Here is a 22,142-nt window from a genome sequence, read left to right on the forward strand (position 1 = left end):
TATGAGTCTTCGTGTGCTTGCCGCCATGTCCGGCGGCGTCGACTCCGCGGTGGCGGCCGCCCGCATCGCCGAGGCCGGCCATGACGTGACGGGCGTCCACCTCGCTCTGTCGGCCAACCCGCAGTCCTACCGCACCGGCGCGCGGGGCTGCTGCACGCTGGAGGACGCCCGGGACGCCCGGCGCGCCGCCGACGTGATCGGCATCCCCTTCTACGTCTGGGACATGGCCGAGCGGTTCCACCGCGACGTCGTGGAGGACTTCGTCAGCGAGTACGCCGCCGGACGCACGCCCAACCCGTGCCTGCGCTGCAACGAGAAGATCAAGTTCGAGGCCGTGCTCGACCGCGCGCTCGCGCTCGGGTTCGACGCGGTCGCGACCGGCCACCATGCCCGCCTGTCCGACGGTGTGCTGCGCCGCAGCGTCGACTCCGGCAAGGACCAGTCGTACGTGCTGGCCGTCCTCACCCGCGAGCAGCTCTCGCACGCCATCTTTCCCCTGGGCGGCTCCACCAAGGCCGAGGTGCGCGAGGAGGCCGCCGCCCGCGGTCTCACGGTGGCCGACAAGCCCGACAGCCACGACATCTGCTTCATCGCCGACGGCGACACCCGGGGCTTCCTGGCCGAGCGGCTCGGCGCCGAGACCGGCCCGATCGTCGACGAGTCCGGCGCCGTCCTCGGCACCCACGCCGGCGCGTACGGCTTCACCGTCGGCCAGCGCAAGGGCCTGCACCTCGACCGGCCGACGCCCGACGGCCGCCCGCGCTACGTGCTGTCGATCGAGCCGGTGTCCAACACGGTGACGGTCGGCCCCCGCTCCTCGCTGGCGGTCACCTCGATCGACGCCGAGCGCCCGGTCTGGAACGGCCCCATCGCCGCGCCGCACGAGCCGCTGGCCTGCCAGGTGCAGCTCCGTGCCCACGGCGAGGTGTACGGCTGCCGCGCCCAGGTGTCCGGCGACGCCCTGCACATCGAGCTGGACGCTCCCGCGACCGGCGTGGCCGCGGGCCAGGCGGCCGTCCTCTACGACGGCGACACCGTCCTGGGCTCGGCCACCATCGCCTCGTCCTGCTGACCGCCCTCGGCTCGGCTACCATCGCCTCGTCCTGCTGACCGCCCTCGGGGTCAGCCGGGCAGGTCGACGCTCTCGCCGGTCGCTAGGCGGCGGAAGTCCGCCTCCTGGGCCTGGGCCCGGCGGGAGAAGATGTTGTCCACCAGCATGAGACCGATGTCGTTGTAGAGGCCGTCGTGGATGGAGTACGCCCGCCGCGGCGCGACCTCCCGCAGGTAGTCCACCATCTCCATGGCCTTCAGCCACGGGCCGCTGGTCGGGGTGAGCAGGGTGCCGACGGGCCTGCCGGGCAGCGTGAAGGCGTCCCCGGGGTGGAAGACCTCGTCGTCGACGAGAAAGCCGACGTTCTGCACGACGGGCATATCGAAGGCGATGCGCGCGTGCTCGCGGCCGAGGACCCCCACCGAGAATCCGGCGGCCGTGAAGGAGTCGCCCTCGCCGACGACGTTCACCTTCGCGCTCAGCCCTTCGAGCTGCTGGGCGGCGGCGGCGCAGGTCCAGATTCGCACGTCGGGGCGCAGGGCCGCCAGACGCTTGGCGTCCAGGTGGTCGAAGTGCTCGTGCGTGATGAGGACGGCGTCGGCTCCGTCGAGCGCCGACTCCTCGGTGAGGCCGCCGGGGTCGATGACCAGCGTCGAGCCGTCCTTCTCCAGGCGGACGCACGCGTGACCGTGTTTGGTGAGCTTCATCCCTCCATCATGGACCTGCCCGATCAGCGGTCCGGAAGCGCGCCCACCGCTCTTTCGGACGATCTCTCGGCTCCGATGAGTCCACGGCCTTCGCGCAGTCCCTAAGCTTGCGCGGTGTGAGCGAGTTTCCGTGGGATGCGGCGAGCGCGACGGGCGTCGGGTCCCACCCCGGCGAAGACCACGTCGAGACGCTGCGCATGGTGTTCGGGGAGCTTCCCGGCCTGCCTTACCTGCCCGAGCTGCCCGGCCGCGGCGTGGGCGCCGACATGATCGGGCGCACGGCGTCACTGCTGGTCGACATGCCGGTCGAGGTCCGCCCGTCCGGATGGCGCGTCGCCGACCGCCCGGGCCGCGACATCCGCAGGGCGAGGGACCATCTGACCCGTGACCTGGACGCCCTGGAAGAGATCGCGCTGGGCTTCGAGGGCCGCCTGAAGATCCAGGTGTGCGGGCCGTGGACGCTCGCGGCCGCCGTGGAGCTGCGCCACGGGGACAAGATCCTCGCCGACCCGGGGGCCGTGCGCGATCTGTCGGAGTCGCTGGCCGAGGGGCTGGCGCTTCATCTGGACGACGTCCGCAGGCGGGTGCCGGGGGCCGAGGTGCTGGTGCAGGTGGACGAGCCCGGCCTGCCGGCCGTTCTCGCGGGCACCGTGCCGACCGCCTCGGGCTTCGGGCGGCTGGCCGCCGTCGAGGCCCCGGTCGCCGCCGACCGGCTGGGCGTGGTCCTGCCCGCCGAGACCTTCACGATCGTGCACTGCTGCGCGCCCGGGGTGCCGCTGGAAGTGCTGCGCACCGCCGGGGCCCGAGGGATCTCCCTGGACGCGAGCCTGCTGCGGCGCCGCGACGAGGACCGCATCGGCGAGGCGATCGAGGCCGGCACGGCGCTGTTCCTCGGCGTGGTCCCGGGCACCGACGTCCGGTTGCCGGATCTCGGCGTCGTCGCCAAGCCGGCGCTGGAACTGTGGGGACGGCTCGGCTTCACCCCCGCGCGACTCGCCGAGCAGGTGGTCCTCACACCGGCGTGCGGCCTGGCCGGAGCCTCTCCCGCCTACGCCCGCGCCGCCCTGGCCCGCTGCCGGGAGGCGGCCCGCGTCCTGCGCGAGGACCCGGAGGAAGAGCGCGGCTGACCTTCGACGGCAGGAGCCCGGCCGCCACGGGGGCCCGCGTTCCGGTTCGTGCGAGTGGCCGCCCGAACGGCATTCTGCGGCCGGCTCCTGGAAGGGGACTCGTGCGAGGTGGACGCCGGAACAGCGGGGGACAGCCGGTCGCAAGTGGGGGCAAGTCCGGTGCAAGCGGCGCCGTCTATCTCTTGATGGGCAACGACCATCGCCACACGCAAGAGAAGGAACGACATGCGTAGCGGACTTCACGTACTGCTCGGGCTCACCGCCGGCGCGACCCTGGGACTCGGGCTCTCCGCCACTCCGGCCTCCGCGGCAGGTCAGGGGATCGCGTCGGCTCAGGCCACCTCGGCTCAGACCACCTCAGCTCAAGCCACCTCGGCGGAGGCCGGGGTTCAGGGGACGGCCGAGGGGCGGAGCGCGGCGGCGGAGAAGTGGTCGTGGGGGCCGACGGCCTCCACCGACGCCAAGGGGTGGGCCAAGGGCGAGATCCGCACCACCAAATCCGGCCTGCGGATCACCGGGAACCTGTACGACGCGGGCGGCGCGCGCACGTGCTCGTGGCTGAAGATCAAGTGGCTGACCGGCCAGGGCGGGTATCGCACCGCGACGGTCAAGAACTGCTCGCGGTCGGCGCCGCGCGCCTTCCGCGTCGACGCGGGACACATGCTGAGCTCCTTGGCGAAGGTCTGCCGGGGCACCGCCACCCGCGTCACCGGCAAGTGCTCCCACTGGGAAGGCGTCTGGGCCCAGGGCGGCTGAGCCACGCGGCACACGGCGGATGGAGAGCCGCGTTCGGTGGAGGTGCGCGGTCATCGCATCAGGGGGCTGGCAGGGGAGTCCATTTCGTGGGGAAATGTCGGTGGTGGGTGACATGGTAGGAGTAATGATTCCCCTGGTAGGACGTCTGTGCGAGGGCGCGAGCACTCTTCGTAGCCCGTAGCGTTCTCCTTGGGGCTGAACGATGAGGGGAGACGGCATGGCTGCCGAGGTCGAGGGCGTGCCCGTGAGCGCACTGGAGCGCCACGCCGAGCTGGCCGAGCTGGCCGAGGAGGCCAACTGGCGCTACCACGTGCTCGACGCGCCGACCGTGAGCGACGGCGAGTACGACGCGTGGATGCGCGAGCTGCGCGAGCTGGAGGAGGCGCATCCCTCCCTGCGCACGCCCGACTCCCCGACGCAGAAGGTCGGCGCGCCCATCTCCTCCGACTTCACCCCGGTCCAGCACCCGCGGCGGCTGGAGAGCCTGGACAACGCCTTCAACGACGCCGACCTCGCGGGCTGGCAGGCCAGGGCCGAACGGCTGCTGGAGGCCGATCCCGGCCCCTACCTGTGCGAACTGAAGATCGACGGCCTGGCCATAGACCTGGTGTACGAGAAGGGCCGGCTGGTGCGCGGCGCGACCCGGGGCGACGGCCGGGTGGGCGACGACGTCACCGCCAACGTCCGGACGATCAAGAACATCCCGCACCGCCTCACCGGGGACGGCATCCCCGACCGGCTGGAGGTCCGGGGCGAGGTCTACCTCTCGGTCGAGGGCTTCCACAAGCTGAACGAGCAGCTCGTCGCGGCGGGCAAGCCGCCGTTCGCCAACCCGCGCAACTCCGGCGCCGGCTCGCTGCGGCAGAAGGACCCGCGCATCACCGCGCAACGCGACCTGTCCATGATCTGCCACGGCGTCGGCGTCTGGGAGGGCGGCTCCCCGCGCCCGGAGGCCCAGTCGGCGATCTACGAGCGGCTCGGCGCGTTCGGGCTGCCGGTCGCCGACACCTACAAGGTCGTCGAGAGCCTCACCGAGATCAACGACTTCATCGAGTACTACCGGGAGCATCGCCACGACCCGGTGTACGAGATCGACGGCGTGGTGGTCAAGGTCGACCGCATCGAGGCGCAGCGCCAGCTCGGCTCCACCTCCCGCGCCCCCCGGTGGGCGATCGCGTTCAAGTACCCGCCCGAAGAGGTCAACACCAAGCTGCTGGACATCCAGGTCGGCGTGGGACGCACCGGCAGGGTCACGCCGTACGGGGTGATGAAGCCGGTGGTCGTCGCCGGGTCCACCGTCGAGCGGGCCACGCTGCACAACGCCTCCGAGGTCGCGCGCAAGGGCGTGCTCATCGGCGACACCGTGGTGCTGCGCAAGGCGGGCGACGTCATCCCCGAGATCGTCGGCCCCGTGGCCGCCCTGCGTGACGGTGGCGAGCGCGAGTTCGTCATGCCCACCCACTGCCCCGAGTGCGGCACCGAGCTGCGGCGGATGAAGGAGGCGGACGTCGACATCCGCTGCCCCAACGCCCAGTCCTGCCCGGCGCAGCTGCGCGAGCGCATCTTCTTCGCCGCCGGCCGCGGGGCCTTCGACATCGAGGGCCTGGGGTACGTCGCCGCGACCGCGCTCACCGCCCCGCTGCCGCCGCAGGAGCCGCCGGTGCGCACCGAGGCCGACCTGTTCGATCTCACCATCGAGCGCCTGCTGCCGATCAAGTCGGTGGTCCGCGACCAGGACACCGGCCTGCCCAAGACCGACCCCGAGACCGGCGAGCCGAAGGTCGTCACCTTCTTCGCCAACATGAACGGCGAGCCGAGCAAGAACGCCGAGCACATGCTGTCCCAGCTCCAGGTCGCCAAGGACCGGCCGCTGTGGCGGGTGCTGGTCGCGCTGTCCATCCGGCACGTCGGCCCGACGGCGGCGCAGGCCCTGGCCGCGGCGTTCCTGTCCCTCGAGCGCATCTTCGGCGCCTCCGAGGAGGAGCTCGCCGCCGTCGAGGGCGTCGGCCCGACCATCGCCGCCTCCATCCAGGAGTGGTACGCCGAAGACTGGCACCGCGAGATCGTCGTGCGCTGGAAGGCGGCGGGCGTCCGCATGGAGGACGAGCCCCCGGCCGTCGAGGGCCCGCAGACCCTCGCCGGCCTCACGCTGGTGGTCACCGGCACGCTGGCCGGATACAGCCGGGACGAGGCGGGGGAGGCCATCCAGGCGCGCGGCGGCAAGGTGACCAGCTCGGTCTCCAAGAAGACCGACTTCCTGGTCGCCGGTGAGAACGCCGGCTCCAAGTACGACAAGGCCGCCAAACTGGGCGTCCAGATCCTGGACGAGGCGGCCTTCGAGACCCTCCTCGCCCAGGGCCCCGACGCCGTCCGTCCCCCGAAAGAGCCGGACACCGGCTCCGAAGCCCCCGCCGACGCCGACCAGGCCACTGCCGACGCCACCGCCGACGAGATCGTTCCCGCCGTCGAGGCCGCGGAGACGGCCGGCGCCTAGCGCGCCGTCCACGAACGTTCACCGGCTCGGGCGCCGTGGCAGGCGCCGGCATCGCCGTACCACGACCCGCCGACCCGGCGCCGATCACTGCAGCACATGGCCGGGGTGGAGAGCCGTGCCCGGTGAACGTATGTGGTCACCGCACCAGGTGTGGCCGGAGGTGGAGAGCCGCGCCCGGTGAACGTATGTGGTCACCGCACTGGCACGGTGGCCGTTCGCCGGTCAGGTGTCCTGGCCGGGGTGGAGCCAGCCGCGGTCGCGGGCGAGGAGGGCGATCTGGAAGCGCGTCCTCGCCCCCAGCGTCTTGGCGGCGTCGCTGATGTGCTTCTGGACCGTCCGGCGGCTCAGGTGAAGCACCCGCGCGACCGCCTCGTCCTTCATCCCCGCCGACAGCAGGAGCAGGATCTCGCGGGTCCGCTCGTCCGGGCCGCCCAGGGCGGAGGCCCGGACGGCCGCCCGGTCGGCCGCAGGGGAGGTTCGGTCGTCCGGGGCGGGAGGGTGGGGGCCGAGGGAGACCGGGACGGCGCGGTGCCAGATGTTCTCGAACAGGGCGGTCAGCACCTCCAGCAGCGGCGGCGAGTGCACCACGAGCGAACCGCCGGCCGGGTCGGCCCCGCCCAGAGGCATGATCGCCGCGGTGCGGTCGAACACCGCCAGCTTCATCGGCACGTCCGGGGCCAGCCGCAGTTCCCCTCCCCGGGAGGTGCCGCGCAGCGCGGTCTCCAGTGACACCGCGTCGGTGAACCCGTCGCTGTCGTACACCGACCGCAGCCTGACCTCCTCCCCCCAGACCAGCTCGGCCGCCGGACCGGGACGTCCCTCCCCGTCGCGGGGGACGGGGACGGAGGTCACGTAGGGCGGCTTGGCCAGGTGCAGCACCTCCTCGCGGGCGGTCCTGAGCAGGTGCGCGTAGCGGGTCGCGACCTCGGCGGGGGTCTCCAGGACCTCGAACAGGTCGGAGTCGACGTAGCGGTGCGCCGCGGCCCGGTAAAGCTCGTGCAGCCGTTCCGTGTACAGCTCGGCGCGGGCCAGGTCCTGGCGTCTGCGGGCCAGCAGCGACCCGAGCGAGGAGCGCGGCGGGCTCGCGCGCCAGCGCGAGGGCGGCCCCTCCACGCCGGCCCCGGCCGGTGTGCCGTCGACGCGCACCGCCAGCAGGTCGGCCTCCAGGGACGCCAGGGTGAGGCGGGTGTCCTCGGCCGTCGCGCCGACCGCCGCCGCGACGGTCCTCTCACCGGAGTCCGGATGGCCGACCAGGTATTCGAGAACCTGCCCGGCCAGGGGCGTCAGGCCGGTGGCGGCCCAGGACGCGCCGGGGGACGGGTCCATCGGGTCACTCCTCGAAGCGTGCGCGTGGCGTCGATCGTACGACCCGCCGCCCCTCTCCCCGAATCCGCCTCCGACCGAACCGATCCGAGGGACGTCTGGTGCGCGGGGGCGCGGCGGCGGTGATGGTCGGACTGGTCCCGTCTCCGTGGAAGGCGGTCCACGGGCTGGGCGTCTCACATGGGCAGTTGCGCTAAGTGGCAGGTGCAAGGGCTTGCTCAGGAGTGGGAGCGCCGCCAGGGTGATCATGTCGATTGGTGCAAAAGCGACATTTTACCTGGTAGTAACACCCCCCGAAGGGACGAGAATGTCCGCAGGTTTCAGGCGCGTCTCAGCCGCCACAGCGGCCGCCGCGTTGCTGGCCACCGCGTTGCTGGCGTCAGGCACGCCCGCCGCGCTGGCCGAGGAGGGGCCCGGGACGGACGGTGCGGCGCACTCCGTCACGCTGGCCGACGGGTCGGTCGTCCGCTGGACCGACGACGGCACCGGCAGCCTCACCGACAAGGCGGGCAGGAACCGGGTCTTCCCGGTGCCGCAGAACTCCGGCCGCACCGGCCTGGGCGTGCCGCTCACCCCGACCGCCGCCGGCCTGCAGCGCCGGGCCGACGCCGCCCGGCTGACCCCCTACACCGTCGGCGCGCCGTCCGGCCTGGCGACCTCCGCGGTGCGCCCGCGCGCCATGAACTACGGCGCGGTGGCCATCCCCCGCGCCGCCCTGTCCGCGCTCGGCCACCCCGCCGCGCGGTCCGCGACCCCGAAGACGGCCCCGGACGCGGCCCCGGATGCGAGCCCGGACGCGACGCCGGGCCCGGACGCGGCTCCGACCGCGGCGGCGCCGAGTGCCGTGCCTGCCAACGAGGGGCTGACGACCTCGTTCCAGTCGTATCTGAACGCCGGTGGCGTCAACGCGGTCGGCGCCTTCCAGCACTTCGCGACCTACCTGCACGCGCTGCCCGGCAAGGGGCAGATCATCACGAACGTATCCCTGGGCGACCTCACCGACCAGGCGATGGCCGACGCGGGCGACGACTACGTGCGCGCCTACGGCCCGACGTCCGTCGTCAAGGACGGGCAGCGCTACCTCGACTACCCCTCGCTCCCGCTGATCCCCGCCTACACCGCCGACAACGACGGCCGTCTCGACCCGACCGGCGCGATCGAGGGCCAGGACCCCTACCTCGGCGAGGTCCTCATGGACTTCAGCATGATGGCGCCCCTCCCGCACGACCGGCAGCGTCCCGAGGCGACCGGCAGCGGGCCGACCGACCTGCTCGGCATCGCGCCCGGCGCCGACTACCGCCTGGTCATCCCGCAGGAGCCCTCCAGCAGGGGCATCGACGCGGCCCTTCGCGCGGCGGCGGCCCAGCGCCCGCGGCCGACCGTGATCACCGCCAGTCTGGGCTTCGGCACCGACGGGTCCATCGGCTTCCCCTCCCGCTGGCTGGAGGAGGACCCGCAGATCCGCCGGACGCTGCGCGAGATCGTGGACTCGGGCATCGTCGTGGTCGTCTCCTCCAACGACGGCACGCGCCTGGGCCTGCCCGTCTCGATCGGCCCGGACGGCGGCAGCACCCCGACCGAGCTCACCCGCAGCGCCTCCGCGCAGACGACGCTCGACGACGTCGCCGCGACCGGCACTCCCACGCTCGTGCGCGACACCGGCGTGATCTCGGCGGGCGGCACCACGGTCGACGACACCCTCACCTCGGCGGACGTCCGCACCGCCACCTACCCGACGACGCGGTACAACGGCGCGGCGAGCTACTCTTCCGGGTTCGGCAGCCGGGTGGACCTGGCGGCGCCCGGCGACAACCTGCCGACGCTGTTCCATTCCCCCGACGGGCCGCAGGTCACGCTGAACGGCGGCACGTCCGCCTCCGCGCCGATGATCGCCGCGGCGGCGGCGAACGTCCTGTCGGCCGCGCGGGCCACCGGCCAGAAGCTCAGCCCGCGGGAGGTCCGCGACCTGCTCATCTCCACCGGCCGCCCGGTGGCCCAGCCGCCGCAGGCCGACCAGGAGCTGCACGTGGGGCCGCAGCTTGACGTGACCGCCGCCGTGGAGAAGGTGCTCGGCGGCTCTCACCGCATCCCCACCGCCGCGCTGCGCCTGTCCGTCGCGCACCGGCAGCTCATCGCCACGGACGTCACCTCCTCGTTCGTCGAGGCCACCGACCCCGCCCACCTGGACCTGACCGGCCCGGCGGACTTCTGGGGCGAGTCGTCCGGCCAGAACGCGACCTCGCCGATCACCTTCGGGCTCGACATGACCGGCGGCGACGCCGATCTGACCTACCGGCTGCGCGTCGGTGACCGTGGGCGGATCGCCGCCGCCGGGCCGAGCCTGCGGGTGCTCCCCGAGGAGCTTCTCACCGCGGCGGGGCTGCCGGTGGCCGCCGACGGCGAGCGGACCGTGCCGGTGGTGTTCGAGGCGCTGCGCCACGGCAAGCCCGTCGCCGCCGTCTCGCGGAGCCTCACCTTCTCCGCCTCCGACGGCACCCGCACGGGGGCGCCCGCGCCGGTCGTGCCGGGATCGATCGCCCTGGGCAAGCCTTTGACCGTGCAGTACGACCTGTCCCGCACCCGCGACCTGTCCGACGCCACGCTGGTGCTGTCCTCCGTCGGCCACTGGACGCCCCTGTCCACGACCGACAAGTTCCGCGCCCACTGGAGCACCCCGCTCGCCGGGCGCAAGGGCTCGGTGACGATCCCAGCCTCGGCCTTCGCGGCCGGCGGCGCCGGGATCTACGGCGTCGGCGTCAGCCTGAACGGCGGCGCCGTGTGGGGCGACTTCCGCGCGGTGCGCGTCGGCGAGGGCGCGGACCAGCGCCCGCAGGCGCCCCTGCTGACCGGCGGCGACGGCGAGCAGGGCCACTCGGCCCTGGTCACGCTGGCCGCGCCGAAGCTCAAGGTGTCCTGGGACGTCAAGGACGTGCGCGGCGCCGACGGCGCGGCCGTGGAGTTCCTCACCCCCGGCCCGACCCTGTACGGGTCGCTGAACACCGCGACCAACCAGAACGGCAGCGGCCCGGACGACAACGGCGTCGACCACGCCTCCACGCTGGTGCGGGCGCTGCCGTCCGCCAAGGGCACCACGGTGCTGGACCTGAACGCCCTGCGCCTGACCACCGGCACGCAGTACCCGGTGCGCGTGCTGGCGACCCGGGGCGGCCGTCCGGTCGGACAGGCGTCCCCGACGTCGTTCCTGGAGTACCGCGACGGCGAACCGGTCACGGGGGCGCTGGAGAACTTCGACGTCACCGGCCGGACGGCGCTCATCGCCACCGACGAGTTCGCCGAGGGCGACGACGGCGGGACCCATGTGAGGACCTCGGCCACGACGCCGTACTCGCTCATCGACGGCAAGCTCGGTGCGCCGCTGCTGAGCGAGTCCGGCGGCACGCAGACGCAGTCGGTCGTGGGCTCGGACCCGGCGACCGGCCACACGCTGATCGCCCGCAGGCCGTTCGACGCCGCGGCGGCGCCGCAGCTCGACGTGCGCGACACCGCGACCGGCAAGCGCGTTCTCGCGACCACGCTCCAGGACGACACCCACGGCGAGATGACCCTCCTGGAGGGCGGCGCCGTGGACCGGGTGCGCCACCGGGCGGCCGTGACGACCTTCGACGCCCGGTCGGGCCTGGCCGAGCTGTGGCCGGTGGACATGGCGACGGGGAAGGTTGGCACGCCCATCCCGCTGAACCCGGCGAACCTCGGACGCACCTTCCGCAGCGTGTCGATCGACGCGGCCACCGGCGCCGTCTTCGCCGCCACCTCCGGCACGCAGGGCCCCTGCCTCAACACGCGGGTGCCGTTCTGGACGGTCCGGGCGGACCTGGACGCCCGCACGGTCACGCCGATCATCGACGCGCCGCGATGCACCGCCGGGTTCTACCCCGACGGCAAGGGCGCCAAGGTGTACATGCTCGCCGGCGCCTCGACGCCCGACCGCGGGCAGTTCCCGACGAGCACCTGGACGGTCGCCGACCAGGCCACGCTCACCGGCCCGGCGCCCGCGGACCTCGGCACCCACGGCCCGGCGTGGGCGGCGCTGGACGACCTCAACCATGTCGCGGTGATCGCGCACCTGTACGAGGCGGGCACGACCGGGGACAACAACGCCCTGAGCGAGATCACCGTCATCGAGCCGGACACCGGGAAGGTCCTGGCACGGCACCCGGTGGTGAACCTGGTCAACTCGACCATCGCCACGTCGAACATCAGCCCGGACAGCAGGCAGGGGCTGTACCTGGACCCGGCGAGCCGGACCGGGTACGTGGTCAACCCCTGGGCCGACGGGCTGCAGCGCTTCCGGTACTGACGCCGCGCCGCGGGCGCGCGCGTCCGTCCAGGGCCGGCCGGCCAGGCCATACGGCACGGCCCGACCAGCGAACCCGTCCGGCCGATCCCGGAGAGGGTCCGCTTCCCGAAGGCCCGTCACCGCACCGGTGGCGGGCCTTCGCCCATTGTCGCCGGCGCCCGTACTCGGAGGGTGACCTGTCCGGCGGAAGTTCGGCGGCCGGTCCGGGGAGGACCGACGGGGGGATCGAACCGGTTCCCGCCGGTCGCCGGCCGGACGATCTCCGCTGCATGACGGCATCGATCCTGGAAAAATACCCCTAGAAGATTATTTCATTAGGTTTCAGTCATCCGGCATCCATGCCGCAGACGAAGCAGAACCGCCGTATGCCGGAAATAACCGGTAACGGAACGTGCCCAACCGGTTTCGCGAAGTGGCCCAGAGGTCGTACCCTCCCATAGTGACCTCTTGGGGGTTTACTTGCTTATGACGGATCCATCCGACACGAGGGACACGCCGCCGCGTCCCTTCTCCCCGCTGTGGACCTATCTCACGGGGGTCGTCGCCACGGGCCTGGCGGCGCTGCTCACCGCCGAGATCAGGCTCGGCCTCGGCGATCTCGCCGACCTGGCGCGAACCTCGCTGTTCTGGGTGCTCATCGTCCTGGTCGTGCTCGGAGAGCTCCGGCCGATCGTGGTCTCCTCCTCGCGCCTGGCCGGGGGCACGGCCACCTCGACGCTGTTCACCTTCGCCGTGCTGCTCTACCACGGGCTGTCGGTGGCCGTGCTGATCCACGCCCTGGCGCTGGTCGTCAGCGGCCTGGTCCACCGCAGAGCCTGGCACCGGGTGCTGTTCAACGTCTCCCAGGTGACCCTGGCCACGACGGGGGCGGCCGTGGTGCTCGCCGCGTTCGGCCACCATCCCCACCCGGCGGCGCCCTGGGTGCCGGAGGGCACCGACATCGCCGCGGTCGCGCTCGCGGCGGTGGCGTACTTCGTGGTGCGCGGGCTGCTGGTCTGCGGGGCGGTGGCGCTGCACGAGCGCCGGTCGCTGCCGCGGGTGATCCGCACGAGCATCGGCCACCAGAGCCTGGTCTACGCCGCGCTCCTCGGGCTCGCCCCGCTGGTCGTGGTCGTCATGAGCCGCTCCCCGGCGCTGACCCCGCTGTTCGTCGCGCCCCTCGCCGCCCTGTACTTCACCGCCTCGCTGTCGGTGCGCCGCGACCACCAGGCCATGCACGACGGGCTGACGTCCCTGCCCAACCGCAAGCTGCTGATCGTGCGCACCGAGGAGGCGCTGGCCGAGGCCCGCGAGGACGTCCGGGTCGGCCTGCTGCTGCTCGACCTCGACCGGTTCAAGGAGGTCAACGACACCCTCGGGCACCCGGTCGGCGACCGGCTGCTGCAGATCGTCGCGCACCGCCTCACCCACAGCGTGCGGCCGGGCGACGTCGTCGCGCGGCTCGGCGGGGACGAGTTCGCCGTGCTTCTGCCGACGGTCCGTGACGCCACGGCCGCTCGCGAGGTGGCGGCGCGGCTGCGGGTGGCGCTCACCGAACCGGTCCGGCTGGAAGGCATGACCTTCGACCTGGACGCCTCGATCGGCATCGCGCTGTACCCCGACCACGCCCCCGACTTCGAGCTGCTGCTGCAGCGCTCCGACGTCGCGATGTACTTCGCCAAGGAGGGCCGCACCGGCGTCGAGGTCTACCTGGCCGAGAAGGACCGCAACTCGCCCGAGCGGCTGAACCTGCTCGGCGACCTGCGCCGCGCCATCGGCCGCGGCGAACTGGAGCTGCATTACCAGCCCAAGGTCGGCCTCGCCTCGGGCATGGTGGAGGGCGTCGAGGCGCTGCTGCGGTGGTGGCATCCCGAGCGCGGCCCGATCCTGCCCGACGACTTCATCCCGCTGGCCGAGCAGTCGTACCTGATGCGGCAGATCACCCAGTACGTCATCGACACCGCGATGGAGCAGGCGGCCCACTGGTGGCACGCGGGCATCCAGGTGCCCGTGTCGGTCAACGTGTCGGCCCGCGACCTGCTCGACGCGACCCTGCCCGACCTGATCGAAGCCGGACTCGACCGCCTGGGCCTGCCGCCGCGCGCCATCCAGCTCGAGGTGACCGAGCGCATCCTGATGACCGACCAGGCCTACACCGCCGACTCGGTGCACGCCCTGGTGGAGCTCGGCATCCCGCTGGCCCTGGACGACTTCGGCACCGGGTACTCCTCGCTGGTGCGCCTCCAGCGGCTGCCGGTGTGCGAGGTCAAGATCGACGGCTCGTTCGTGCAGCGGCTCGGCAAGACCGTGGACGACGAGCGCATCGTCCGCTCGATCGTCGACCTGGTGCGCTCGCTCGGGCTGCGGTCGGTGGCCGAGGGCGTCGAGAGCGACGAGGTGGCCCAGCGCCTGCAGGACATGGGCTGCGACGCCGCCCAGGGGTGGCGGTTCGCCGAGCCGATGCCGGCGGGGGAGATGACCGACTGGCTGGGCGAGCGGGTGGGCGCGCCGTCCTACGGCCGCTGCGGCACGCGCGGGGTCACGGCCCTGTAGGGCCCGGGGCCGCCGGACCGGTGATCACCGGCGGTCATGGCCCGGAGAACCATGCTTAATGGTTCGGCCACGTTCGGTCACGCGCCCTAGGATGACACTGTCCGATTGCCATCCATGAAACGGGTTAACGACTCATGTCCGCCATAACCCGCGACGAGGTCGCGCACCTCGCCCGGCTGTCCCGGCTGGCGCTGTCCGATGACGAGCTCGACCACTACGCCACCCAGCTCGATGACATCATCGGCGCGGTCGCGCGCGTCTCCGAGGTCGCCACCGACGACATCCCGCCGTCGTCGCACGCGTTGCCGCTCACGAACGTCTACCGTCCCGACGAGGTGCGCCGGTGCCTGACCCCCGAGGAGGCCCTGGCGGCCGCCCCGGCGGTCGAGGACGACCGCTTCCGCGTCCCGCGCATCCTCGGGGAGGAGGCATGAGCCTGACCCGCAAGACCGCCGCCGAGCTGGGCGCCCTGATCGCCTCCGGCGAGGTCTCGGCCGTCGAGGTCACCCAGGCCCACCTCGACCGCATCGCCGAGGTCGACCCGCAGGTCAACGCCTTCCTGCACGTGGCGACCGAGTCGGCGCTGGCGCAGGCCCGTTCGGTGGACGAACGCCGCGCCGCCGGCGAGCCCCTCGGGCCGCTCGCGGGCGTGCCGATCGCGCACAAGGACGTCTTCACCACCAAGGACATGCCCACCACGGCCGGGTCCAAGATCCTCGAGGGCTACCGCCCGCCCTACGACGCCACCGTCACCGCGCGGCTGCGCGAGGCGGGCCTGGTCATCCTGGGCAAGACCAACCTCGACGAGTTCGCGATGGGCTCCTCCACCGAGAACTCCGCCTACGGCCCGACGCGCAACCCCTGGGATCTCGGCCGCATCCCCGGCGGCTCCTCGGGCGGCTCCAGCGCGGCCGTCGCCTCCTACCAGGCGCCCCTGTCGACCGGCACCGACACCGGCGGCTCGATCCGCCAGCCGGCGGCCGTCACGGGCATCGTCGGCATGAAGCCCACCTACGGCGGCTCCTCGCGGTACGGGTTGATCGCCTTCGCCTCCTCGCTGGACACCCCCGGCCCGTTCGCGCGCAACGTGCTCGACGCCGCGCTGCTGCACGAGGCCTTCTCCGGCCACGACAGCATGGACTCCACCTCCATCCACGAGGAGGTGCCGCCGGTCGTCGAGGCCGCCCGCCGCGGCGACGTCGCCGGCCTGCGCGTCGGCGTGGTCAAGGAGTTCGGCGGCGAGGGCTACCAGCCGGGCGTGATCGCCCGCTTCCGCGAGGCCGTCGACCTGCTCGAGTCCCTCGGCGCCAAGATCGTCGAGGTCTCCTGCCCGAGTTTCGGCTACGCCCTCCCGGCCTACTACCTGATCGCCCCCTCCGAGTGCTCGTCCAACCTGGCCAGGTTCGACGGCATGCGCTATGGGCTGCGGGTCGGCGACGACGGCACCCGCAGCGCCGAGGAGGTCATGGCGCTCACCCGCGCCGCCGGGTTCGGCCCCGAGGTCAAGCGGCGCATCATGCTCGGCACCTACGCGCTGTCCAGCGGGTACTACGACGCCTACTACGGCTCGGCGCAGAAGGTCCGCACGCTCATCGCGCGCGACTTCGAGGCGGCCTTCCACCAGGTGGACGTCCTGGTCTCGCCGACCACGCCCACCACCGCCTTCCCGATCGGCGAGCGCGCCGACGACCCGATGGCGATGTACCTCGCCGACCTGTGCACGATCCCGGCCAACCTGTCGGGCAACGCCGCCATCTCGGTGCCCTGCGGTCTGGCCGACGAGGACGGCATGCCGGTCGGCCTGCAGATCATGGCCCCCGTGCTCGGCGACGACCGTTGCTACCGGGTGGGCGCCGCCGTCGAGAAGGCCTTTGAGGACCGCTGGGGCGGCCCGCTGCTGAAGGAGGCTCCGTCCCTGTGACCACCACCCACTCCGTCATGCCGTTCGACGAGGCGCTGGAGCGTTTCGAGCCGGTGCTGGGTCTTGAGACCCACGTCGAACTCGGCACGGCGTCGAAGATGTTCTGCGGGTGCTCCACCGCCTTCGGCGCGCCGCCCAACACCCACGTCTGCCCGGTGTGCCTGGCGCTGCCCGGCGCGCTCCCCGTGGCCAACGACAAGGCAATCGAGTCGACGATCCGCATCGGCCTGGCGCTGAACTGCACGATCGCTGAATGGTGCCGCTTCGCCCGGAAGAATTACTTTTATCCGGATATGCCGAAGAACTACCAGATCAGCCAGTACGACGAGCCGCTGTGCAGCAACGGCTACCTCGACGTCGAGGTGGGCGGCGAGACCGTCCGCATCGAGATCGAGCGGGTCCACCTGGAGGAGGACACCGGCAAGTCCACGCACGTGGGCGGCGCGACCGGCCGCATCCACGGCGCCGACTACTCGATCGTCGACTACAACCGCGCCGGCATCCCGCTGGTCGAGATCGTCACCAAGCCCATCCCGGGCACCGAGAAGCTCGCGCCCGAGGTCGCCCGCGCGTACGTGACCGAACTGCGCGAGGTCATGCGCACGCTCGGCGTGTCCGACGTCCGCATGGAGGAAGGCTCCCTGCGGTGCGACGTGAACGTCTCGCTGATGCCGCGCGGCGCCGGCGAGTGGGGCACCCGCACCGAGACCAAGAACGTCAACTCGCTGCGCAGCGTCGAGCGGGCGGTGCGCGGTGAGATCGAGCGGCAGGCGGCGATCCTCGCCGACGGCGGCAAGATCGTCCAGGAGACCCGCCACTTCCACGAGGACACCGGCGCCACCACCTCTGGCCGGTCCAAGGAGGAGGCGCAGGACTACCGCTACTTCCCCGAGCCCGACCTGCTGCCCATCGCGCCGAGCCCCGAGTGGGTCGCCGAACTGCGCGCCGAGCTCCCCGAGCTGCCCACGGCGCGGCGCAGGCGGCTGCAGGCCGAGTGGGGCGTCTCCGACCTGGACATGGCGGCCATGTACAACGCCGACGCCTTCGGCCTGGTCGAGGCGACCGTCAAGGCGGGGGTGCCCGCGGCCGACGCGCGCAAGTGGTGGATGGGCGAGCTGGCGCGGCGCGCCAACGAGTCCGGCACGCCCCTGGCCGAGCTGCCGATCACGCCGGAGCAGATCGCCCGGGTGGTCGAGCTGGTGGCCTCCGGCGCGCTGAACGACAAGCTGGCCCGGCAGGTGCTCGAGGGCGTGCTGGCCGGCGAGGGCTCCCCGGACGAGGTGGTCGAGGCCCGCGGCCTGCGCATCGTCAGCGACGAGGGCGAGCTGTCCTCGATCATCGACCAGGTGCTGTCCGCCAACGCCGACGCGGCCGACAAGGTGCGCTCGGGCAAGATCGCCGCGGTGGGCGCGCTGGTGGGCGGCGTGATGAAGGCCAGCCGCGGCAAGGCGGACGCCGGCCGTGCCCGTGAGCTGATCCTGGAGAAGCTCGGCGTTTCCGAGTAGGCACCGAACCGTCCGTCGGTGTGCGTGTGGGTCTCGCGGAAATGGTCCGCGAGACCCGTCCGCCTTATGTGAGGCGAACCTAGCTTCCGTACTTAGTACGCTTTTCACCTATAAGTTGCTCATACCTGGGACTGGATTCATCCAGCGATGTTGAAGAATTTGTGAGTGGTGTTGGTTTAGGGTGATGCGGGGGATTCGGTACGGAGTGGGAGGAGGACGGAGGCGTGCGGAACGCCGGAGCGTCCATCGACCCGCCTCCCGACCCGTTCGCGGCGGTCCGGCCTGACTCACCCGTCGCGCTTCCGGCCGACCGGCAACTCGCCAAGGACACCGGCGAGCAGAAGAACCCCACCACAGGCCACGCGTCCGGAACGCGCAGGAAGCTGCCGCGCGGGGTCTCACCGCTGCCGCCCGGCGTGTCTCCCGAGATCTTCGTCAACACCCCGCCGCCGTCGGGTGCTCCTTCCAGCCCGCCGGTGACCCTGCCGCCGCCCGCCGGCCCGCCCGAGCCGTGGCCGATGACGGCCGGCGTGCGGGTGCGCCGCCCGGAGGACGAGCCCAAGCCCGAGCCGGCGGACCTGCACGACCCTGAACCGTCCGTGCGGCGGCATGGGCTGCGGCGCGTCCTGCTGGCCGTGGGAGCGCTCACACTCCTCTTCCTGCTCGGCTACGGTGTCCCCGCCACGTTGATCTGGGGGAAGGTGCCGCCGGGAACGCACGTCAAAGACGTGCGCATCGGCGGCATGAACGCCACCCAGGCGCTCGACCGCCTGCACGAGCGGTTCGACGGCAACGACCAGCAGCCCCTCGTCCTCATGCTGGACGGGCGGCGCGTCGGAGTGCTGGACCCGCGCGACGCCGGGCTCACGATCGACGTCGACGCCACGATCGCCGACGCCGAGACCGGCTTCCCCAGCCCCATCGCCGTCTGGCAGTCCTTCACCGGCGAACGCGAGCTGCCGCTGCGCATCTCGCTCAACCAGACCAAGTTCGCCGACCGCCTCCGCCGGATCGCCGCCGACGTCGGCCGTCCCGCCCAGGAGGGCGCGATCGTCTACAACGGCACCACGCCGGAGCTGCGCACCCCCAAGGAAGGGCAGGTCCTGGATGAGGCGGCCACCGCCAAGGCGATCAGGCGGGCGTTCCTGGACGCCCCGTCCCCGGTGCCGCTGTCGGTGGACCTCGTCCAGCCCAAGGCGGGCATCCAGGCCTTCGACGGGGCGCTCGCGGTCGCCCGGCGCGCGGTGGCCGAGCCGATCACGCTGGTCAACGGCGGCAGGCGCGCCCACCTCACCCCCAAGCTGATCGCCGCCCACCTGACCTTCACCCCCGACCAGGCCGGCGTCGTCCGCCCCGTCTTCGACGCGCACAAGGCGGTCGCCGGGCTGGAGACCAAGCTGGTCGGCATGGCCGCGGCGCCTCGCGAGGCCGGGTTCGTCATCGAGAACCAGCGGCCCAAGCTGGTGCACGCCCGTACGGGCAAGGGGGTCGACAGCGCCAAACTGGCCGACGCGGTGGGCAAGGTGATCACCGTCGGCGGGGCGCGCACCATCCCGGTGTCCCTGGCCATCACCGAGCCCGCGCTCAGCGACGCGGAGGCCGTGAGGCTCGGGGTGAAGGAGCAGATCGCGCAGTCCACCACGACCTACCCGTGCTGCGCCGCCAGGGTGACCAACATCCACAAGGCGGCCGACCTGGTGGACGGCATGATCGTGCGGCCGGGGCAGGTCTTCTCGCTGAACGAGGCCATCGGCGACCCGGCCACCCGCGGCTTCGTCCGTGCCCAGTCCGTCGGGGGCGACCGCCTGGTCATCGCGACGGGCGGCGGCATGTCGCAGTTCGCGACGACCCTGTACGACGCGGCCTTCCTCGCCGGGATGGAGGAGGTCGCCCGCACCCCCTATCCGTTCTACGTGACGCGGTACCCGATGGGCCGCGAGGCGTCGGTGAACTACCCCGACGAGGACCTGCGGTGGCGCAACGTCACCGAGTACGGCGTGCTGGTCAAGGCGTCCTACACCGGCACGGCGCTGACGGTGTCGCTGTGGAGCACCAGGAAGTACGACCGCATCGCCATCGAGACCTCGCAGCGCGCCAACCCCGGCCAGCCGGAGACCAGGACCGTCACCGATCCCGACTGCATCCCCATGGAGGGCATCCCCGGCTACACCGTCACGGTCACCCGGGTCTTCCACAAGGACGGCAAGATCGTCAAGGAGGACCGTCCGCGGACGACGGTGTACGAGGCCGCGCCGAAGGTGATCTGCCGGCCGGAGCAGCCGAGCGGTCCCGAACGGCAGAACGACTCCACCGTCCAGTCGCAGCCCTCCGGTCAGGACCCCGACGGCTCGGCCAAGCAGCGCCGCAACGGCGGCAAGAAGCAGTCGGAGCCCAGCACGCCCGTCACCTCCGACAACAACGGCAACGGCCACAAGAACACCACGCCGAACGTCAACGCCAACCCGAACGGGAACGGGAACGGCCACAAGAACACCACGCCCAACGGCAACGCCAACCCGAACGGCAATGGCAACGGCAACAACGGCAATGGCAACAACGGGAACGGGAACGGCAACAACGGGAACGGGAACGGGAACGGGAACGGCCGGTCGAGCGGCAGCGGGAACGACGGCAAGGGGACCGGCGCCGCGGGAGCGACCGGAAGCGGCTGACGCCGTCCACCGGCATCGTCGCCAGGAGCGGCTCCGGCCTGGTGAGGCCATCCTGACCCGGGGCGTCCATCTCGGGCCCACCGGCGCCGGGCTCAGGCCCGTCCCCGCACAGGCCGGGCCGGACTCCCGCAGGGAGAAGCAAGGGTCCGGCAGGGATAAGCCGGGGCCGGGCTCCGGCCGGGAGAGGCCAGGGCCGGGCTCCGGTCCGCGGAGGTTCCGGGTCAGCGGAGGTTCCGGGTCAGCGGAGCGGGATGACCAGGATGCGGTCCTCGCCGCCTGTGGAAGGGGCGTGGCCGTCCTTGTTGCTGGTGCTGACATAGAGCGAGGAGCCGTCGGGGGTGGCGGCCACGGCGCGCAGGCGGCCGTACTTTCCCGTGTAGTGGGCGATGGGCTTGCCCACGCGGCCGATGCCGATCACCGGCACCTGCCACAGCCGCGTCCCACGCAGGGCGGCGATCCACAGGGAGCCCTTCGCGTAGGCCATCCCCGAGGGCGATGCCTCGGCGGGAGACCAGGTGAGCAGCGGGTCGGTGTAACCGTCTCCGCCGCCGAAGCCCTCGACCCCCGGCCAGCCGTAGTTCCCGCCCTTCTTGATCAGATTGACCTCGTCATAGGTGTTCTGGCCGAACTCCGAGGCGTACATGCGCTCGTCCGGGTCCCAGGCGACGCCTTGGACGTTGCGGTGCCCGTAGCTCCAGATCACGTTCGCGAACGGGTTGCCCGGTGCGGGCTTGCCGTCGACGGTCATCCGCAGGATCTTGCCGCCCAGCGTGCCGAGCGCCTGGGCCAGGGGACGCTCGCCGGTCTCGCCGGTCGTGGCGTACAAGTACCCGTCGGGCCCGAACGCGAGCCGCCCGCCGTTGTGGATGGCGCCCTTGGGGATGCCGCTGAGGATCGTCACCGGGTCGCTCAGGCGGTTCTGGTAGCGGTAGCGCACGATGCGGTTCTCGGTGGCGGCCGTGTAGTAGACGAAGACGTAGTGGTCCTGCGCGAACCGGGGGGAGACGGCGACGCCGAGCGAGCCGCCCTCCCCGCTCGGGGACACGCCTTCGATCACCCCGGCTTCGCTCACCTCGCCGGAGGGGGACACGCGCAGCAGCCGCGGGGAGCCGCGCTCGGTGACCAGAGCGTCGCCGCCGGGCAGGAAGGCGATGGCCCAGGGCACGGCCAGACCTCCCACGAGCGTGCGAGGGGTGCCGGGGGTCGCCACCTTGGCGGGGGACTCCGTCGCGCCGGAGGACGGGGCCGCGCCGGAGGACGGAGTCGCAGGCGCGGCGCCGGTCGGCGGGACGGAGGAGCCGTCGCCGTCCGCGCGCTCCGCCTTCCCGGGCGCGCACCCCGCCAGCAGCACGGCGGCGGTCGCGGCGGCGAGCACCCGCCGCACCGCGTGCGCCCTGCTCAGGACCGGCGCGGGGGGCGCCGTCCTCGGGCCGGCCGGTGGGAGCGGGCGGGCGGCCGGCGCGGTCCGGGCGACGGCGGGTGCGGGCGGACGGACAGGCGGGGTGGGCGAGGTGCGCGAAGAGACGAGCGGGGGGATGGGCGGGGCGGGCGAAGCAACGGGCGGGGGGATGGGCGGGGTGGGGTGCCGGTGGTCGCGTGCGGTGCCGGCGTGCGGTGATCCGTCGGGCATCAAGAACCTCCTCCGTCACTCCATACTGACGTCCCGCAGGCGAGGTTCCCGCCCCCGGCGGGGGGTCGTTAGGGTTGATGGTCATGAAGATTTGGGCTCCCTCGCA

Annotated in this window: 13 protein-coding genes; 10 read left to right on the plus strand and 3 right to left on the minus strand. The window is 72.5% G+C overall.

Annotation, left to right across the window (positions count from 1 at the left end; genetic code table 11):
- The first annotated feature begins 1 nt into the window (after position 1).
- Positions 2-1,072: a tRNA 2-thiouridine(34) synthase MnmA gene (gene mnmA, locus ABZT47_RS26170; protein WP_354847263.1), complete on the plus strand. Its 1,071-nt coding sequence runs from the start codon at positions 2-4 to the stop codon at positions 1,070-1,072.
- Positions 1,073-1,122: 50 nt separating this feature from the next.
- Here mnmA and ABZT47_RS26175 read toward each other — a convergent pair whose 3' ends face one another.
- Positions 1,123-1,758, minus strand: a complete 636-nt coding sequence (locus ABZT47_RS26175; RefSeq protein ID WP_354847266.1) for an MBL fold metallo-hydrolase — start codon at positions 1,756-1,758, stop codon at positions 1,123-1,125.
- A 116-nt stretch (positions 1,759-1,874) separates the two neighbouring features.
- Between ABZT47_RS26175 and ABZT47_RS26180 the strand changes: the two genes are divergently transcribed.
- The 3 genes from ABZT47_RS26180 (at position 1,875) to ligA (ending at position 6,135) form a co-directional block, all read left to right on the plus strand.
- A complete protein-coding gene (locus ABZT47_RS26180; RefSeq protein ID WP_354847269.1) occupies positions 1,875-2,885 on the plus strand; it encodes a methionine synthase in 1,011 nt (336 codons plus the stop codon).
- Positions 2,886-3,110: 225 nt separating this feature from the next.
- A complete protein-coding gene (locus ABZT47_RS26185; RefSeq protein WP_354847273.1) occupies positions 3,111-3,641 on the plus strand; it encodes a hypothetical protein in 531 nt (176 codons plus the stop codon).
- A 217-nt stretch (positions 3,642-3,858) separates the two neighbouring features.
- Positions 3,859-6,135: an NAD-dependent DNA ligase LigA gene (gene ligA, locus ABZT47_RS26190; protein ID WP_354847275.1), complete on the plus strand. Its 2,277-nt coding sequence runs from the start codon at positions 3,859-3,861 to the stop codon at positions 6,133-6,135.
- Positions 6,136-6,357: 222 nt separating this feature from the next.
- Here ligA and ABZT47_RS26195 read toward each other — a convergent pair whose 3' ends face one another.
- Positions 6,358-7,461: a helix-turn-helix transcriptional regulator gene (locus ABZT47_RS26195; RefSeq protein WP_354847278.1), complete on the minus strand. Its 1,104-nt coding sequence runs from the start codon at positions 7,459-7,461 to the stop codon at positions 6,358-6,360.
- A gap of 304 nt (positions 7,462-7,765) precedes the next feature.
- On the opposite strand from ABZT47_RS26195, the gene ABZT47_RS26200 reads away from it, so the two are divergent.
- The 6 genes from ABZT47_RS26200 (at position 7,766) to ABZT47_RS26225 (ending at position 20,406) form a co-directional block, all read left to right on the plus strand.
- Positions 7,766-11,776, plus strand: coding sequence for a S8 family serine peptidase (locus tag ABZT47_RS26200; protein ID WP_354847280.1), 4,011 nt, complete (start codon positions 7,766-7,768; stop codon positions 11,774-11,776).
- Between the two features lie 465 nt (positions 11,777-12,241).
- On the plus strand, positions 12,242-14,308 hold the full coding sequence (locus tag ABZT47_RS26205; protein WP_354847284.1) for an EAL domain-containing protein: 2,067 nt from the start codon (positions 12,242-12,244) through the stop codon (positions 14,306-14,308).
- A 134-nt stretch (positions 14,309-14,442) separates the two neighbouring features.
- Complete coding sequence (gene gatC, locus ABZT47_RS26210; protein WP_354847287.1) at positions 14,443-14,742, plus strand: Asp-tRNA(Asn)/Glu-tRNA(Gln) amidotransferase subunit GatC; 300 nt, start codon at positions 14,443-14,445, stop codon at positions 14,740-14,742.
- Positions 14,739-16,229 carry an Asp-tRNA(Asn)/Glu-tRNA(Gln) amidotransferase subunit GatA gene (gene gatA / locus ABZT47_RS26215; protein WP_354847290.1) on the plus strand — a complete coding sequence of 497 codons (1,491 nt, stop codon included), beginning with the start codon at positions 14,739-14,741 and terminating at the stop codon, positions 16,227-16,229. The genes gatC and gatA overlap by 4 nt, the downstream gene beginning before the upstream one ends.
- On the plus strand, positions 16,226-17,734 hold the full coding sequence (gene gatB, locus ABZT47_RS26220) for an Asp-tRNA(Asn)/Glu-tRNA(Gln) amidotransferase subunit GatB (RefSeq protein WP_354847294.1): 1,509 nt from the start codon (positions 16,226-16,228) through the stop codon (positions 17,732-17,734). The genes gatA and gatB overlap by 4 nt, the downstream gene beginning before the upstream one ends.
- A 224-nt stretch (positions 17,735-17,958) precedes the next feature.
- A complete protein-coding gene (locus ABZT47_RS26225; RefSeq protein ID WP_354847296.1) occupies positions 17,959-20,406 on the plus strand; it encodes a VanW family protein in 2,448 nt (815 codons plus the stop codon).
- Between the two features lie 238 nt (positions 20,407-20,644).
- Here ABZT47_RS26225 and ABZT47_RS26230 read toward each other — a convergent pair whose 3' ends face one another.
- Positions 20,645-22,036: a PQQ-dependent sugar dehydrogenase gene (locus ABZT47_RS26230; RefSeq protein WP_354847299.1), complete on the minus strand. Its 1,392-nt coding sequence runs from the start codon at positions 22,034-22,036 to the stop codon at positions 20,645-20,647.
- Positions 22,037-22,142: the final 106 nt, after the last annotated feature.

It is taken from the genome of Sphaerisporangium sp. NPDC005289, from assembly GCF_040607455.1.
Classification (GTDB): domain Bacteria; phylum Actinomycetota; class Actinomycetes; order Streptosporangiales; family Streptosporangiaceae; genus Sphaerisporangium; species Sphaerisporangium rhizosphaerae.